Here is a 17,670-nt window from a genome sequence, read left to right as displayed (position 1 = left end):
TAAGAATCAGGAGAACTTGAGGGTTATGCGCGGCCCTCTTTCTGTATACGGGAGGATGTAGGAGCATGGTAGAATTTTCCAGAGAAAAAGAAATGGTTTTTTGTATTCCGGCTGAAAAGGAGAAGGGAATTGTAAGAATTGCAGAGAAGGTGGCAAAAGATGTGGAAACGGTGGCTGGCTGCTGTCCGCTGGTTACAGGGGAGAGAGGGCTCTATGAGCAGGGGATTCTTGCGCTTTCTGCAGACAAAGGGGAGGTTTCCCTATGGCTGGAGAAGCAGTTTCCTGCCCTGGCAAAGGTCAGAGGAAAGCGAGAGGTATATGGCTTTTTTCTCGCAGACAGGCCGGTTCTGGGCATAGAAAATTGTCTGGTCATATATGGAAGTGACCGCCTGGGAACCATATACGGGCTGTTTCATCTGTCAGAGATTTTGGGAGTGTCTCCCTGCCATTACTGGGGAGATGTGAAAGCCCCTTCTTATGAAAAAGTATTTTTATGCAGTACAGAAGACGAAGAGAAATTACAGAATAAGGAAAAGCAGTTGTGTCTGTCAGTGCCGGAACAACCTCGGATTTCCAAAGAGCCGTCTGTGAAATACAGAGGATTTTTTATTAACGATGAATGGCCCTGTTTTGGGAATTGGACGTTTTCGCATTTCGGCGGCTTTACAGCAGAGATGTATGACAAGGTGTTTGAATATCTTCTGCGCATGAAGGGAAATTACCTGTGGCCGGCCATGTGGACGTCTTCTTTCCTGGTGGACGGGCCGGGAATGCAGTCTATGGAACTGGCAGATTCCTATGGAATTTATATCGGCATGTCCCACCATGAGCCGTGTATGCGTTCCAGTGAGGAATGGGACATGGTAAAAGGAGAGAAATACGGCAGGGACTGGAGTTATCTAAGTAACCGGGAAGGGCTTTTGGAATACTGGAAAGACGGGCTTCTGCGCAGCAGGGGACATCATGTATTTCCCACCATTGGCATGAGAGGAGAAAGAGACAGCAAGATGATGGGAGAGGCTTCTGTGGCGGACAATATCCGGGTGCTGAAGGACATTCTGACGGACCAGAGAACTCTGATTCGGGAATATCTGCAGGAGGAAGAAGAGATTCCACAGCTCTTTGCTGTGTATAAGGAAGTGGAAGATTATTATTTCGGGGACAACCAGGCAGAAGGACTGGAACACTTTGAAGAATTGGAGGGTGTTACTTTGCTGCTCTGCGAAGATAATTTCGGCAATATGCGCGCTCTGCCAAAAGAGGAGGAGAGAAGCCGCAAGGGCGGCTTTGGCATGTATTATCATCTGGATTACCATGGCGGTCCGGTTTCCTATGAGTGGGTGGCGTCAGTGCCTCTTACAAAAATCTGGGAGCAGATGACAGAGGCCTATGCATATGGCGTCCGGGAACTCTGGATTGTCAATGTGGGAGATTTGAAGTTTCAGGAATACCCGCTGAACTATTTTATGGAAATGGCCTATGACTTTGATACCTGGGGCAGCGCCCATCCGGAAAGCCCTAAGGCTTATACGGAAAAATGGGTTCAGCAGCAGTTTGGCCCGGAAACCTCTCCTGAAGAACGAAACAGCATAAAAAATGTGGTGGAGGAATATATCCGGTTGAATCATCTGCGCCGTCCGGAATCCTGCAGCAGTGAAGTCTATCATCCGGTACATTACCGGGAAGGCAGCCGTATGCGGAAACGGTGTGAGGAATTAGAGGAAACCAATGAAAGGCTGAGAGAAGCGCTGAAAGGAAGACGCTGTGAAGAGGCTTATTACAGTATGGTTTACTATCCGGCGGCGGCTTCTGCGAATTTGCTGCAGATGCATTTATATGCAGGATTTAACCATCTTTATGCGCGTCAGGGAAAAGCCATTGCCAATCTGATGGGAGAGAAAATGGAGCAGTGCATAGAGCGGGATGAAGCGCTGGCACAGGAGATGGCCGCATTTGCAGAAGGAAAATGGGCAGGTATGGAAATGGCGCTGCACATCGGGTTTACCAACTGGAACAGTGAGGACTGGAGATATCCGGTGCGCCACGTCCTGCGCCTGCCCCAGACACCCAGACTGGTGGTATCCCGCTGGGATGAAGAAGCACATTTTACCAATCAGTATTTTCCCACTCCTCTGGTTATTGAGGATTTTCTGGAGGAGAACAGCAAAGAAGTGGGACTGGAGATTGCCAATGGAGGACAGGGGGAAATCTGCTGGGAAATAAAAGAAACCTGCGACTGGCTTTTGTTTTCTGAAAAAGAGGGAAAAACAGCTTTACAGGACTGTGTTCTCCTGACTGTGGACAGGGAAAAACTGTCTGGCGAGGAAAAGACTTGTACTTTTTATGTGGTGGCAGGGGAAGAAAAGGTTCCGGTGTGTGTAAGGGCGAAAAGAGAGGAACTGCCTGCTCTGCCTGGGCATACAGCCATAAGCAGGAAAGGGATTTTTGCCATAGACGCGGTAAATTATGCGGAGAAAAAGGCCGGGGACTATAAGGGCGAAGCCGCTGAATATGGTTTGCTGACGGATTTTGGGAAATATGGAAGCGGTATGAAGGTATTTCCTGTGACAGCTGCCTTTGATGGAGATTTGCACGCGCCTTCTCTGACCTATGAGCTTTGGAGCAGGAGCGCAGGGAAAGGCAGGCTGCGCCTTTTTACATCTCCGGCTAATCCGCTGATGTACGGAGGAGAGCTGCGGGTGGGCATTTCCTGCAATGCCGGCGAGATACAAAAGCTTGTGCTTACAGACAGCAGGTATAAAGGCGGAGATAACGACTGCGCTGCCTGGGAGCGCGCTGTGCTGAACCAGGAGCATGTGGCAGAGATGGAAATTTCATTACAAGAAGGCCTCAACCGTATTACCGTGTACGCGGGGGAAGCGGGGATTGTGCTGGAAAGGCTTGTGGTGCTGGAAGGAGATGCGGAAATGGAGGACAGCTATCTGGGGATAGAAAAGTAATTATGGAAAAATTCCATATTTACATCTCCTGATTTTTGTATTAAACTAAGCATAGTATTTTAATGCTATAAAAACGTAAAATCTTACAGGAGGAAAGCACATGGGAAAAGTAATCATACCGGAAAATTATCAGTCCTGTTTATCCAGATACGAAACGCAGGAAGCAATCGGTGCCATTAAAAATCTTATGCAGAAAAAGCTGTGTATGGCACTGAAATTAAAGAGGGTGACTGCGCCGCTGTTTGTAGACCCGGCTTCTGGTCTGAACGACGACTTAAATGGCGTGGAACGCCCGGTTACCTTTGATATTCCGGACGCAGGAGTAAATGCACAGGTGGTACATTCTCTGGCGAAATGGAAACGTATGGCGCTGTACCGTTACGATTTTCATGTAGGTAAGGGACTTCTCACCGACATGAACGCAGTACGCAGGGATGAAGAACTGGATAATCTGCATTCTGTTTATGTAGACCAGTGGGACTGGGAAAAAATCATTACCAGAGAAGACCGGAATCCGGAATACCTGAAAAATACAGTGAATCGTATTGTGGGTGCCATCTGTAATGCCCTGGATGAAATTAAATACCAGTATGAGCATTTGGACACAGAGCTTTCCAGAGAAGTTTCTTTTATTACCACACAGGAACTGGAAGATTTATACCCTGATTTCACACCAAAGGAAAGGGAAAATGCCTATACAAAAGAGCATAAAACCGTGTGCATTATGCAGATTGGAGATGTGCTGGCCTCAGGGCAGAAACATGACGGAAGAGCGCCGGATTATGACGACTGGAAATTAAATTGTGATATTCTCTTCTGGCACGAACCTCTGCAGTGTGCGCTGGAGATTTCTTCCATGGGAATTCGTGTGGACGAAAAAGCCCTGGATGAGCAGCTTACCAAAGCAGGCTGTGATGACAGAAGAAATCTTCCTTTCCACAAAATGCTGCTGGAGGGAAAACTGCCTCTGACCATTGGCGGCGGTATCGGACAGTCCCGGATTTGTATGCTGCTTCTGAAAAAAGCCCATGTGGGAGAGGTACAGGCCTCTCTTTGGGATGAAGAGACATTGAAAGCCTGTGAAAAGGCGGGAATCGAAATTCTTTAACTTTCTTGCAACTTTTGCCGGAATGTGTTAGATTAAGGATGTTTAAACAAAGAATGGTTCTGTTGAGTGAATAATTTTGCGAAATTATCTGAAAAGGGAACGAAGTGAGAATCTTCGACGGTCCGGCCACTGTAAACAGGGAGTCTGCTTCAGAGACGCCATTGCATACAAATATGTGAGAAGGCAGAAGCAGATGAGGAGCTGTAAGTCAGGAGACCTGCTTGGCAGAAAAAGATGAAACTTCCGGGTAAAAGTGCACATCTATAAAACCGCAGGCGAGGGATTTGCGGAAGAAAAGGTCTGTTTTTCTTTTTACAGGAAAGGCAGGCCTTTTCGTTTACGCGGATGGAAAGGCGAAAGGAGCAGTACGACAATGAAGAAAAAAGCAGTATGCAGCAAAGTGACCGCCATTTTACTGGCCGCAGGTATGACAATGGGAATGACTGCCTGCCAGGGAAACAGCAGCGACAGTACAGAGGAACAGAGAAGAAGCGCGGAAAGTATTAAAGAAGACAACCAGGCAGAGAACAGTGCTTCCGCAAAAGAGGAAGACCCACAGACAGAAAATACGAAAAAGACGGAATATCCGCTGACGATTACCACTTACGGTAAAGATGGAAAGGAATACTCCACAACTTACGAAAAAGCGCCTGAAAAAGTGCTGGCTGTGTATCAGGGCTGTATAGAAACCATGCTGGAGCTGGGGCTGGAAGACCATCTTGCGGCCACGGCAGGTCTGGACAATGAGGTTCCCGAAGCACAGAAATCCGCTTTTTCCAAGGTGAAATATTTAGATGAATTTACACCCTCTAAGGAAACCGTTACCATGCTGGAGCCGGATATGATTTTTTCCTGGAGTTCTCTTTTCGGAGACAAAACACTGGGAGACGCACAGGAATGGATTGACAAGGGAACGAATGTATACATCAGCAGCAACACGGCAGTGGCAGAAAAATCTCTGGAGAATGAATATACGGATATTCTGAACATGGGAAAGATTTTCGATGTACAGGATAAGGCGGAAGGAATTGTAAATGAAATGAAGGATACCATAGCAACCGTGAAAGAGGAGACAAAGGGAGAGACGGAAAAGCCTTCCGTGCTGGTACTGGAATCAGGAAAGGACGGATTTACCAATTATGGACAGGACTCTCTTGCGGGAGATATGGTAACACAGCTTGGGGGAACACTGGCGAATCCGGATGGTTCTTCTCTCGGAAAAGAAGATGTGATTACCGCCAATCCGGATGTGATTTTTGTAGTATATATGCCATATTCCGGAGATGACCCGGAAACGGTGAAGCAGGAAAAGCTGAATGTACTCCTGGAGGACGAGACTTATGCAAGTCTGGATGCAGTGAAAAATCAGAGAGTGGTACCCATTATGCTCAGCGAAATGTATGCCAGTGCAACAAGGACACAGGACGGTATTGAAACCATTGCAAAAGGACTTTATCCGGATTTGAAATTAGGAGAATAGAGGTGCAGGTGCTGTGACAAAGAAGGGCTTAAAAACTTCTGCTTATAGGGTGGCTGTCCTTGCATTGGTGGCGGGGCTGGTATTTTCAATACTGGCCTCCATTACGTTTGGAAATGCAGATATTTCTATAAAAGAAGTGTATCGCGTTATTTTTTACGAAATTTTTCATATAGATGCTCTGTCCGAGTATTCCGGGGGAGCTGTGCATGATGTGGTATGGCTCATACGGTTTCCCAGAGTTCTTTTGGCTGCTGCGGTAGGAATGGCACTTTCCATTTGCGGTGTTGTTATGCAGGCTGTGGTGAAAAATCCGCTGGCAGACCCTTATGTACTGGGGGTATCTTCCGGGGCTTATCTGGGAGCGGCGCTGGCCATTATGCTGGGAGTTGGTTCCGCTCTTGGTGACAATGCGGTAGGTATTCTGGCCTTTGCAGGGGCTGTGCTGGCTTCTTTTGCAGTTTTGTTTATATCCGGCATGGGAGGCCGGTCAAATGCCGGAAAACTGATTCTGGCAGGTATGGCTGTGAGTTCGGTCTGCGCGGCTTTTGCCAACTTCATTATCTATATTGCCCAGGATAAAAACGCTACGGCAGAAATTACATACTGGAGTATGGGAAGTCTGGCTTCTGCAGACTGGGACAATATCCGGATACTGCTGCCCATGATACTGGTTATCTCTGCTGTGTTCTGGAGTCAGTACCGGAAGCTGAACCTTATGCTGTTAGGCGATGAAACGGCCATTACGCTGGGAACGGATTTGCATACAACCAGAATTTTTTGTATGCTGCTGTCTGCGCTTATGGTAGGCTTTACGGTATGTGCGGCAGGTATGATAGGTTTTGTAGGGCTGGTGATTCCCCATGCCATGCGTATGCTCTTTGGAACAGACCACAAAAGGCTGATTCCCTTAAGCGCTCTTTCCGGGGCGGTGTTTCTTATCTGGGCAGATGTAGTGTGCAGAATTATCCTGAAAAACGCAGAACTTCCGGTGAGTATTCTGATTTCTCTGATTGGAGCGCCCTGCTTTATTTACCTTATGGCAAGGAAATCCTATGGATTCGGAGGTGGACGGGAATGAATCTTTCAACGGAAAATATCCGCTTGTCTTATGGGGCACAGGAGATTTTAAAAGGGGTCAGCATAAACGGAAACACCGGAGAATTTATTGGAATCATAGGGCCAAACGGAAGTGGAAAATCCACGCTTTTAAAGTGTATTTACCGCATTTTAAAGCCTCATGCAGGACAGGTTTTTCTGGACGGAGAAGAACTTTCCGGTATCAGTATCCGGAATTCAGCAAAAAAAATGGCTGTGGTGGCACAGCACAATTATTACAATTTTGATTTTTCCGTTATGGAAGTGGTGCTTATGGGAAGAGCGCCTCACAAAAAGACCATGGAAAGAGACAATGCCAAAGATTTTCAGATAGCCCAAAAGGCCCTTGAGACCGTGGAAATGGAAGGTTTTGCGAACCGGAGTTTTTCTACTTTGTCGGGAGGAGAGCAGCAAAGAGTGATTCTGGCAAGAGCCCTGGCACAGCAGACGCCCTGTCTGATACTGGATGAACCTACCAATCATTTGGACATTACCCATCAGATACAGTTGATGAAGATTGTGAAAAATCTGAAGGTTACGGTGATTTCCGCTGTTCATGATTTAAATATAGCTGCCATGTTCTGTGACCGGCTGTATGTGCTTCAGGACGGGGAAATCGTGGGGCAGGGAACTCCCCAGGAAGTATTGACTGCAGAATTTATCAAAAAGATTTACCGTGTGGAAACGGAAATTGTATACGACAGTGCGGGACAGCTTCACGTACTGTTTCAGAAATAGTAAAGAAAAAGAGGCTGCCGCATTCAGTGTATAGCAAGAAGATTTCGGATTGCTGTACACTGCATGCGGCAGCCTCTTTTCGTCAATAGGAAATGTAATCCTGCCATACATATCCTGTCTGATTTTCATAAATAATCCGATACCAGCCATTCTCGCAGATACCCGTAACTCTTACAGAAGCTCCTCCGTCTAACTGTCCCAGAATTTCAGAACCGCTCTGCGCATCGGCCCGGACGTTTACACTGCTGACAATGGTGCCGGTGCCGCTGGTCTGTTCTACGGATACGCCGCTTGCCGGTTCGTCCTGTCCTTCGTCTTCGCTGGTAATAGCAGAGCCGCTGATACCGGTCAGGTTTTCCTCTGCCTTTTCAGCCAGGTTCAGGACACCGGAATTGTCATCTGTAGAGATAATTTTCCGTACCTTTGCCTTGCTGGCATCCCCGTCGGTTACTGCGCCCACATAGACAATGGTAACGCTGTTGCCGGGAATAATGCCGTTTTCCAGTTCCAGGCTGGCGTCAGAGCAGTTGTCAAAAGTCAGTTTTTCTCCCTTATCTGTTTTCAGAGAAAGTTCAGAGCCCGTGAAGCTGGTTAATGTACCGCTTACAGAAGCGGATACTGCATCCAGCTCCGCTTCCTCCTGGGCCTCTTTATCCTTGCCGCAGGCGGACAAAAAGAGAAATCCCATGGTGAAAAGCAGCAGGGCATATTTTTTTGAGAACTGTTTTGCCATAAACAAGACCTCCTGTTTGGTAGAATTTGAAAATAATATACAGCAAAATAATATATCAGTCAAATAACAAAATTATGACGCAAGGAAAAGAGAAACACTCAAGGCTGTGCTTCCCATTTTTCCAGATGTTTCCGAAAAATCAACAGAAACGCAATGGTGGACATGACAGCGCCGATACCGTCTGCAAGAGGCTGGGCATAAAAGGCGCTTTTGGCTCCAAAGAAGATGGGAAGTACAATGGTAAAAAGCATGTAATCTCCCTTTCGCCAGAGGGAAAGTACCAGGGCTGTTTTGCTTCTTCCAAGAGCGGTAAACCCATCCACAAAGACGTACTGGAAGCTGAGGGGGATAATCATCAGGGTGAAAACACCGATTCCCCAAGTGCAAAGCTGCAGCTGCAGGGCATCTTTGGTGAAAATCCGTATAAAGTATTCCGGCACGATTCTGGAAAGCAGGAACATCAGCGTGGTAAAGCACAGGCAGAGAATTAAGACATATTTTTCCGCTTTCTTTACACGTTTTATGTTTCTGGCTCCGTAATTGTAGCTTAAAATGGCCTGGGTGCCGCTGGAAATTCCCAGCATGGGACCGGTAATCAGCATCATGTAGCTTTGGACAATGGTGGCGCAGGTAATGAGAATATCGCCCTCTTTAGGGCCGCCGTATTTCTGAAGAACGGTATTCAGTACAATGATAATCACGCTGTCCGTAGCCAGAATCAGAAACGGGGAAATTCCCAGACCAATAATTTTTTTCACAATCAGGGGAGAAAATGTCTTCTTCCGAAGCCGCGTAATCTTTATGGGAATTTTCTTCCCTGTGAGGAAACAAAAAGCAAAGGCGCAGGAGGCAAACTGCGCGATAACGGTGGCAATGGCTGCTCCGGCAACTTTCATATCCAGAACGAAGATAAAAACCGGATCCAGAATGATATTGGTAACGGCTCCGATAAGAACGGTTATCATGCCTATGGCCGGAAAGCCCTGGCAGGTAATAAAATAATTCAGCCCGATGGCCAGCAGGGCAAAAAAGGTTCCTGCCGTATAAATCGTCAGGTAGGAGTCAGCATAGGGAAAGGTTGCAGGGCTTGCCCCGAACCAGTTTAGCAAATACCGTTTACTGACCAGAAACAGTACGGTCAGCACCGCAGAAAAAACCACCAGCAGGGCGAAGCTGTGAGCCAGTATGGACTCCGCCTGTTTTTTCCTTCCGGCACCCATGCGCATGGTCATGAGGATAGAACCGCCCAGGCCAATGAGCGTGCCAAAAGAAGTCAGTAAAGTGACAATAGGGCCGCAGACCCCTACGCCGGCCAGCGCAGCGTCCCCGATTTTCGGAATATTTCCGATAAACATACGGTCAATAATGCTGTACAAAACCGTAACAAACTGGGCAATCATGGAGGGAATGGCCAGTTTCAGAACCAGAATGGGAATTCTGTCTTTTCCCAAATCAGTAGTATGTGACATGTTCAAAATCTCCTTCTTTTCCTCTGTATCTGCAAAAAACAGACATAGACTGTATTCATTTTAATACGACTTTCGCAAAAAGGAAAGAGAAAATACTTGCCACTTCTAAAATCTCTGTATTATACTGGAGTTAAATGTAAAATCAGAGAGGAAAACCAATGTTAAAGATTAAAGAGTATGTAAAGGTAAAAGACCTGGAAGAGGCATATCTGTTAAATCAGAAGAAAACCGCCTGCGTACTTGGTGGTATGGTCTGGCTGAAAATGGGAAACCGCAATATCAGTACAGCCATTGACCTGTCCGGACTGGACCTGGATATGATAGAAGAAACAGAAGAGGAGTTCCGTATCGGAGCCATGACATCTTTGAGAACCCTGGAAACCCATAAAGGGCTGGAAGGGTACACACAGGGAGCCGTGAAAGAGAGTCTGCGCCATATTGTGGGAGTGCAGTTTCGCAACTGTGCCACTGTGGGGGGCAGCATTTTTGGCAGATATGGATTTTCTGATGTGCTGACCATGTTCCTGGCTATGGATTCTTACGTGGAACTGTATAAAGGCGGAATTGTGCCTTTGGAAGATTTCGCAAAGAAAAAGCCGGACAGAGATATTCTGGTTCGGGTGATTGTGAAGAAAAGACCGATAAAAACGGTTTATCTCAGCCAGCGAAACAGCAGTACGGATTTCCCGGTGCTGACTTGCTGTGTGGGACTTTTTGCAGACGGGGAAGCACGGGCAGTTGTGGGAGCCTGTCCCCAAAGAGCCGGACTGGTTCAGGATGAACAGGGGATTTTAAAAGATTTTTGCAGCAAAGATTTAAAAGCGCAGGAGCAGGCCGCAGTTTCTTTTGCACAGTATGCAAAGGAAAGGGTGAAAACAGGAGGCAATATGCGCGCTTCTAAGGAATACAGAAGCCATCTGGTGGGCGTTTTGGTGAAACGGGCGCTGTTGGCAGCAGGAGGTATGGACAATGGAAATTAAATTCTGGCTGAATGGCGAAAAAACACAGATACAGGCAGAGCCGGATGCGCTGCTTTTAGATGTGCTGCGGAGTTTAGGCTGCTATAGCGTAAAGCGCGGCTGTGAGACGGCAAACTGTGGGCTGTGTACGGTATTAATGGAAGAAAGGCCGGTTCTTTCCTGCAGTATGCTGGCAGCAAGAGCAGAAGGAAAGCATGTGGTAACGCTGGAAGGCATGCAGGAAGAAGCGAAAGAATTTGGGGATTTTCTTGCAGGGGAGGGCGCAGAACAGTGCGGCTTTTGCAATCCCGGTTTTATTATGAATGTGTTTGCCATGCTGAAAGAACTGGAAGACCCTTCTGAGGAAGAGATTCACGAATATCTGGCAGGAAATCTGTGCCGCTGCTCCGGCTTTATGGGACAGACCAGAAGTATTTTGAAGTTTTTGCAGTATAAAAAGGAAGGAGGCGCGCAGAAATGAGTTATGTAAATCAGCCTGTGAAAAAGAAAGACGCAGAGGCTCTGGTAACGGGACAACCGGTGTATACCGATGACCTGGCTCCAAAGGACTGTCTGATTGTAAAGGTTTTAAGAAGTCCCCATGCCCATGCCATGATTGAAGAAATCCGCACGGAGGCGGCAAAAAAAGTGCCGGGCATTGCCTGTATTCTTACTTATGAAGACGTGCCTCAGGAGAGATTTACCTTTGCCGGACAGACTTATCCCGAACTGAGCCCTTATGACCGTCTGATTCTGGACCGTCATATCCGGTTTGTGGGAGATGCGGTGGCCATTGTGGCAGGTGAAACAGAAAAAGCAGTAGACAAGGCCATGAAAATCATCAAAGTGCGCTATGAACTTCTGGAGCCCGTACTGGATTTTCATAAGGCGAAAGATAATCCGGTGCTGCTGCACCCGGAAGAAAACTGGGAATCCAAGGTGCCTGTGGGGGCGGACAATAAGAGGAATCTCTGTGCATCTAAGGTGGAAACGCTGGGAGATGTGGATGCTGTGCTAAAAGAATGTAAATATGTGGTGGAGAAAACCTATCATACAAAAGCCAATCAGCAGGCCATGATGGAGACTTTCCGCGCCTATACGTATCTGGATTATTTCGGCAGACTGAATGTGGTGGCTTCCACTCAGGTGCCTTTTCATATCCGGAGAATTTTGGGACGTGCCCTGGGTATCGGCGCTTCTAATGTAAGAGTTATTAAGCCCAGAATCGGCGGAGGCTTCGGAGCCAAGCAGACTTCGGTAGCAGAAGTGTATCCGGCTCTTGTAACCTTGAAAACAAAACGTCCGGCAAAAATGATTTTTTCCAGATATGAGTCCCAGATTTGTTCTTCCCCTCGTCATGAAATGGAAGTGTCTGTGCGTCTGGGCGCTGATGAGCAGGGGATTTTAAAAGCGATTGATATTTATACGTTATCCAATACCGGTGCGTATGGAGAGCACGGTCCTACAACGGTAGGGCTGTCCGGGCACAAGCCTCTTGGCATGTACGGAAATACAGAAGCATACCGTTTTGCTTATGACGTGGTGTATACGAACCATATGTCTGCAGGCGCTTACCGGGGTTACGGGGCGACCCAGGGAATCTTTGCTGTGGAATCGGCCGTGGATGAACTGGCAGAGCAGATGAATATGGATCCCGTGCGTTTCCGGGAAATCAATATGTCAAAAGAAGGCGGAAAATTTATCGGATACGACGGAAGTCCATGGGTAACCAGCTGTACGCTGGATCAATGTATGGAAAAGGCAAAAGCCATGATGGGATGGGACGAAAAATATCCCCGCCGGGATATGGGCAATGGAAAAGTCCGCGGTGTAGGGGTTGCTCTGGCCATGCAGGGTTCTGCCATTGCAGGCGTGGATGTAGGCGGCGCAACCATCAAGCTGGGGGAGGACGGCTCCTATACGCTGAGTCTTGGCGCTACGGATATGGGAACCGGCTGTGATACGATTTTGGCCCAGATGGCAGCAGATGTGTTGGAAACGGAACTGGAAAATATTGTAGTGTTTGGTGTGGATACGGATATTTCTCCCTATGATTCAGGTTCCTATGCTTCTGCAACCACTTATGTAACGGGAATGGCTGTGTCAGATGCCTGCGGACAGTTGAGAGAAAAAATTAAGGGGCTGGGAGCGGAAATGCTGGAATTGGCAGCAAAAGATGTGGATTTTGACGGAAAGAGAGTTTATGCACTGGATGGGGAAAGAGAAGTCTCTCTGCAGGACATTGCCGTAAGGGGAACCTGCGGAAACAATGAATCTCTCCATGTGACAGTGAACCGTTCTTCTAAAATTTCCCCGCCGCCTTTTATGGTAGGTATGGCAGAAGTGGAAGTGGATAAGGAAACCGGAAGTGTGGAACTACTGGACTATGTGGCAGTGGTGGATTGCGGAACCCCGATTAATCCAAATCTGGCAAGAGTGCAGACCGAGGGTGGTCTGGCTCAGGGAATCGGTATGGCCTTGTACGAGGATATCCAATATAATGAAAAGGGACAGCTGCGGAACAATTCCTTTATGCAGTATAAGATTCCCAGTCGTACGGATATTCGGAAAATCCGGGTGGATTTTGCCCCGAGTTATGAGAAATCCCACCCCTTTGGCGCAAAGTCTATCGGAGAAATCGTTATCAACACCCCTTGTCCGGCCATTGCCAACGCTGTGTATCATGCCGTAGGTGTCCGCGTACAGGAAATGCCCATAAAACCGGAAAAAATTGCCATGGCGTTAGCTGAAAATGCAAAGTGTTAAAGCGTGAAAATGCCGAAAAATACGGAGTGAGAAAGAAGCAGAAAGTGAAAAATGCCGAATGGCAGTTAAAATTTGACTATAATTAGACGCTTTTTTGAGTATAATCACAAAGCGTCAAAAAAATCATAGTTAAGGAGAAAAAGTGATGAGTAACCACGAAAGTGAAAAGAAGATTATGTGGTACAGTCTTGCTTTTATGGCCTTTTCCACTGTGTGGGGATTCGGAAATGTCATAAATGGGTTTTCTGAATACGGCGGCTTAAAAGCAATCGTTTCATGGGCACTTATTTTTGCGGTGTATTTTGTACCATATGCGTTAATGGTAGGCGAAATGGGAAGCGCATTTAAAGATGCCGGCGGCGGTGTCAGCTCATGGATTCTGGAAACAATCGGACCGAGAATGGCTTATCTGGCAGGATGGACTTACTGGATTGTGCATATGCCTTATATTTCACAGAAGCCGAATGGTTCTGTTATTGCGGCAAGCTGGGCTATTTTCAGAGATGCCAGAGTCAGCCAGATGAACGTCAGAGTTCTGGCTGTTATCTGTCTGGTATTGTTCCTGTTTGCAGTATGGGTAGCATCAAGAGGTATCGGAGTACTGAAGAAACTTACTTCTTTAGCAGGTTCTACCATGTTTGTTATGTCTCTGCTGTTTATCGTGATGATGATTGCAGCACCGGCTATTACAGGGGCAGATGTCAGAAATATTGACTGGTCCATCAAAACCTTTATGCCGACCTTTGACAGCAAGTTCTTCTTAAACCTGTCTATTCTGGTATTTGCCGTAGGCGGATGTGAGAAGATTTCACCTTATGTAAACAAGATGAAAAATCCTTCTAAGGATTTCTCAAAAGGTATGATTACCCTGGCCATTATGGTTACTGTGTGTGCTGTTCTGGGAACCATTGCCCTGGGCATGATGTTCGATTCCAACAACATTCCGGAAGACCTGATGACAAACGGTGCTTATTATGCATTCCAGACTCTGGGCGAATATTATCATGTAGGCGATTTCTTTGTAGTGGTATATGCCATTACAAACTTAATCGGACAGTTTGCAGTTTTGATTCTGTCTATTGATGCGCCTCTTCGTATGCTTCTGGACAGCGCAGATGAAAGATATATTCCAAAGGCTCTGTTCAAACAGAATAAATACGGTACTTATACAAACGGACACAAAATGGTTACCGTGATTGTATCCATTCTCATTGTCGTTCCGGCTTTTGGTATTGAAAGCGTAGACGTACTGGTAAAATGGCTGGTAAAAGTAAACTCTGTATGTATGCCTCTGCGTTATCTGTGGGTATTTGCCGCATACATTGCTCTGAAGAAAGCGGGAGACAAATTCCATGCAGAATACCGCTTTGTAAAGAATAAGACAGTCGGTATTGTCTTTGGTGTATGGTGCTTTGCCTTTACAGCAATCGCATGTATTCTGGGTATCTATTCCGAAGATACCTTCCAGCTGGTACTGAATATTGTAACACCGTTCGTACTTATCGGACTGGGCTTTATTATGCCGGTTATTGCAAAACGTACAAATAAATAAAAATTACAGGGGGATTGCGGCAGCAGTCCCCTGCTGTGTTTCAGGAGGTAGAAAGATGTATAAAGAAACAGCAAAAGAATTGATTCAGTTTATTGAGAAAAGCCCGACCTGCTTTCATGCAGTAGCGGTCATGAAGGAAGAACTGGAAAAGGCAGGCTATGTGGAATTAAAGGAAACGGATAAATGGACAGTACAAAAGGGTGGAAAATATTTTGTTACCAGAAATGACTCTTCGCTCATTGCCCTGGCTGTACCCGAAGGAGAGATGAAAGGCTTCCGCATTATGGCAAGTCACAGCGATTCTCCCAGCTTTAAAATGAAAGAAAATCCGGAAATGACTGTGGACAACAAGTATGTAAAGCTGAATGTGGAGCGGTATGGCGGTATGATTTGCGCCCCATGGTTTGACAGACCGTTGTCTGTGGCAGGACGTATTATTGTGAAAGAAAACGGAAAACTGGTGACAAGACTGGTAGACGTAGACAGAGATTTACTCATGATTCCAAACCTGGCGATTCATATGAACCGGGAAGTGAATGATGGATACAAGTACAATGCACAGAAGGATTTACTGCCTCTTTTCGGTGATATTGCGGCAAAGGATACGTTTATGAAGACGGTAGCCGAAGCAGCGGGTGTAAAAGCAGAGGATATTCTGGGACATGATTTGTTCCTGTATAACAGAGAAAAGGGAAGTATCTGGGGAGCAAATGAGGAATATGTTTCCATAGGACGACTGGATGATTTGCAGTGTGCCTTTTCTTCCTTAAAGGGATTCCTGGCAGGAGAGAAGCAGGAATATATGGGGGTACACTGTGTACTGGACAATGAGGAAGTAGGAAGCGGTACGAAGCAGGGGGCAGCGTCTACCTTCCTGTATGATGTGCTGGTGCGCGTTAACCGGGCTCTGGGAGGGGATTATGAGGATTACCTCAGATATCTGGCAGGCAGCTTTATGGTATCTGCGGACAATGCCCATGCAGTTCATCCAAATTATACAGAAAAGGCGGACCCGGTAAACCGCCCGTACTTAAACGAAGGTATTGTTATCAAATACAGCGCAAACCAGAAATACTGCACAGACGGCGTTTCAGCAGCCATGTTTAAGGATTTGTGCCAGCAGGCGGAAGTTCCCTGTCAGACCTTTACCAACCGTTCTGATATTTTGGGCGGTTCCACACTGGGAAATATTTCTAACACGAAAGTGGCATTGAATGCAGTAGATATTGGCTTGCCGCAGCTTGCTATGCACTCTCCTTATGAAACAGTAGGGGTGAAAGACACGGAATATCTGATTCAGGTGGCAGAGAAATTATTTGCATAAAAAATTAAAGAGAGACGAAAAGAAGTGGAGTTCCTATTGGAACTCCACTTCCAGCATAACAGGCTGATGGTCTGTGTAGGCGAAATCCGTATTGACAACAGAAACATCAGAAACGTTTAAATTATCAGACACAATAAAGCCGTCCAGAACATACACCTGAGAAGTTTCGTAAGAGCCGGTATAGGGGGCGTTTAACAGGCGGCAGGTAGGATAGCTGTCATCGGTGGCAAAAGAAAAATGTTCCGGAAGGTCGTCCTGACCGATAGTGCCGGGAACCCAGCTTTCGCTGTTGTGTATGGGATAGGTATCCATGCCTTCAAACGTCTGGTTAAAGTCGCCTCCTGCAATGACATAATTTCCCGCAGCGTATTCCTGAGCCAGTTTTTCTGCCAGCATTTTGCTCTGGGCTGCTTTGCCCTCCCCACTGTCATAGGCTTCCAGGTGGAAATTAATCAGAACCAGTTCAGCCTCGGTACCCTTTAAAGGAATACGGGTCTCCAGCATACACCGTTTCAGATTGCAGGTTTTCACCGGCCAGGAGAAGGATTCCGGCAGAGAGATTCTGGAAGCGGAAGAAGTATGTAAATCCGTAAGCGTTAAAATTCCGCTGTTTACCTTTCCGATAGGTGGCAGGGGATAGGGAACAAAATCGCATTTAAAGTTGTAAGCCAGCACACCGTCCATGTCCAGGATATTTTCGTAATACGTTTCTTCATTCAGATGATAAGAGCGTTTGGAATCGGTGTCTACTTCCTGCAGAAAATAGGCATCTGCAGGATTGGCAGAGAGAATTTCCCCAATGCCCTTTAAGTTGTCCTCTACCTGTTCCTGACTGTCCGGCTGTACTTCATGACCGCCGTCCATGAAGAAATCTTCGGTTTTATCCAGTCCTGCGTACCCTGTGTTAAAGGTCATCACGCGGAAGGTATCTTCATTGGAAATCGTACGGACGCCGGAAGGGGGAGTCAGCGTTTCCACGGCTTTTGGACGGTATTCCCGAATGGTCAGCCAGACAATGCCGATAATCAGCAGAATTACTGCAAATAAAAGCAGAATCCCCACGGCTTTCAGGATTTTTTTTGTTTTGCTCATATGGTTACCTCCTGAATATAAAGTAAAAGCACTTTATATAGATTTTATTTTTCTCCGCTCATTGTAACACAATGCACAGAAATTGAACATGGAAAGTAAGAAGAAAGCAGGAAGATTAGAAAGATTTTAGAATTTCCCGTCTTGACAAAGACGGGCTTTGTGCTTATGATATTTTTCAGAAAAAGGTGATGAGAAAGAGGAGTACGTCTTGGAAACCGGCAGAGAGGACAATTCACCGGCTGAAAGATTGTCTGGGAGGGAAGAGACGGAAGGTAGCTTTTGAACCGGGGAACTGAAGAATCGGCTTGATACAGAAAAAAGTAGAGAAAAGGGTTTGGTAGGTTTCCACGCGTCGTCTGCGTTAAGGGACTTCAGAGTGATAAATAAAGGTGGT

The 17,670-nt window shown here is 46.6% G+C and carries 13 protein-coding genes, 1 riboswitch and 1 other annotated feature (1 of these 15 cut by a window edge); of the genes, 10 read left to right on the top strand and 3 right to left on the bottom strand.

Going from position 1 to position 17,670, the window contains the following annotated elements; all coding sequences use genetic code 11:
* Positions 1-65: 65 nt before the first annotated feature.
* The 5 genes from WBS51_RS05525 to WBS51_RS05505 all read left to right on the top strand — a co-directional run bounded on the left by WBS51_RS05525 (position 66) and on the right by WBS51_RS05505 (position 7,381).
* Entirely contained in the window at positions 66-2,960 is a 2,895-nt protein-coding gene (locus WBS51_RS05525) for a glycosyl hydrolase 115 family protein (protein WP_294460668.1), read from the top strand.
* A 100-nt stretch (positions 2,961-3,060) separates the two neighbouring features.
* On the top strand, positions 3,061-4,068 hold the full coding sequence (asnA, locus tag WBS51_RS05520; protein WP_294460665.1) for an aspartate--ammonia ligase: 1,008 nt from the start codon (positions 3,061-3,063) through the stop codon (positions 4,066-4,068).
* A gap of 47 nt (positions 4,069-4,115) precedes the next feature.
* Positions 4,116-4,307, top strand: a riboswitch (cobalamin riboswitch).
* A gap of 134 nt (positions 4,308-4,441) precedes the next feature.
* The gene (locus tag WBS51_RS05515) at positions 4,442-5,548 is read left to right on the top strand and encodes an ABC transporter substrate-binding protein (RefSeq protein WP_294460662.1); all 1,107 of its coding nucleotides are present in this window, start codon (positions 4,442-4,444) and stop codon (positions 5,546-5,548) included.
* Between the two features lie 13 nt (positions 5,549-5,561).
* Positions 5,562-6,626 (top strand): FecCD family ABC transporter permease, encoded by a 1,065-nt coding sequence (locus WBS51_RS05510; RefSeq protein WP_294460659.1) that lies wholly within the window; start codon positions 5,562-5,564, stop codon positions 6,624-6,626.
* Entirely contained in the window at positions 6,623-7,381 is a 759-nt protein-coding gene (locus WBS51_RS05505) for an ABC transporter ATP-binding protein (RefSeq protein ID WP_294460654.1), read from the top strand. Before WBS51_RS05510 ends, WBS51_RS05505 begins: the two co-directional genes overlap by 4 nt.
* Positions 7,382-7,463: 82 nt before the next feature.
* On the opposite strand, the gene WBS51_RS05500 is transcribed toward WBS51_RS05505, so the two are convergent.
* Together WBS51_RS05500 and WBS51_RS05495 are read right to left on the bottom strand one after the other, a co-directional pair.
* Complete coding sequence (locus tag WBS51_RS05500) at positions 7,464-8,114, bottom strand: SH3 domain-containing protein (protein ID WP_173748161.1); 651 nt, start codon at positions 8,112-8,114, stop codon at positions 7,464-7,466.
* A 98-nt stretch (positions 8,115-8,212) separates the two neighbouring features.
* Positions 8,213-9,583: an MATE family efflux transporter gene (locus WBS51_RS05495; protein WP_294460651.1), complete on the bottom strand. Its 1,371-nt coding sequence runs from the start codon at positions 9,581-9,583 to the stop codon at positions 8,213-8,215.
* A 158-nt stretch (positions 9,584-9,741) separates the two neighbouring features.
* On the opposite strand from WBS51_RS05495, the gene WBS51_RS05490 reads away from it, so the two are divergent.
* The 5 genes from WBS51_RS05490 to WBS51_RS05470 all read left to right on the top strand — a co-directional run bounded on the left by WBS51_RS05490 (position 9,742) and on the right by WBS51_RS05470 (position 16,184).
* Positions 9,742-10,563 carry an FAD binding domain-containing protein gene (locus tag WBS51_RS05490; protein ID WP_294460648.1) on the top strand — a complete coding sequence of 274 codons (822 nt, stop codon included), beginning with the start codon at positions 9,742-9,744 and terminating at the stop codon, positions 10,561-10,563.
* Entirely contained in the window at positions 10,553-11,023 is a 471-nt protein-coding gene (locus WBS51_RS05485) for a (2Fe-2S)-binding protein (protein ID WP_173748166.1), read from the top strand. The genes WBS51_RS05490 and WBS51_RS05485 overlap by 11 nt, the downstream gene beginning before the upstream one ends.
* Positions 11,020-13,308, top strand: a complete 2,289-nt coding sequence (locus tag WBS51_RS05480) for a xanthine dehydrogenase family protein molybdopterin-binding subunit (protein WP_291682537.1) — start codon at positions 11,020-11,022, stop codon at positions 13,306-13,308. The genes WBS51_RS05485 and WBS51_RS05480 overlap by 4 nt, the downstream gene beginning before the upstream one ends.
* 145 nt (positions 13,309-13,453) lie before the next feature.
* Entirely contained in the window at positions 13,454-14,860 is a 1,407-nt protein-coding gene (locus WBS51_RS05475; RefSeq protein WP_173748170.1) for an APC family permease, read from the top strand.
* A gap of 55 nt (positions 14,861-14,915) precedes the next feature.
* The gene (locus WBS51_RS05470) at positions 14,916-16,184 is read left to right on the top strand and encodes a M18 family aminopeptidase (protein ID WP_291682539.1); all 1,269 of its coding nucleotides are present in this window, start codon (positions 14,916-14,918) and stop codon (positions 16,182-16,184) included.
* Between the two features lie 33 nt (positions 16,185-16,217).
* Here WBS51_RS05470 and WBS51_RS05465 read toward each other — a convergent pair whose 3' ends face one another.
* The gene (locus tag WBS51_RS05465) at positions 16,218-17,276 is read right to left on the bottom strand and encodes an endonuclease/exonuclease/phosphatase family protein (RefSeq protein ID WP_173748174.1); all 1,059 of its coding nucleotides are present in this window, start codon (positions 17,274-17,276) and stop codon (positions 16,218-16,220) included.
* Between the two features lie 179 nt (positions 17,277-17,455).
* Positions 17,456-17,670 (top strand) — a binding site (T-box leader); it runs 24 nt beyond the window's last position.

It is taken from the genome of Blautia acetica (genome assembly GCF_038739805.1).
Lineage (GTDB): Bacteria > Bacillota > Clostridia > Lachnospirales > Lachnospiraceae > Blautia.
This window is presented reverse-complemented; position numbering and strand designations above follow the sequence as displayed.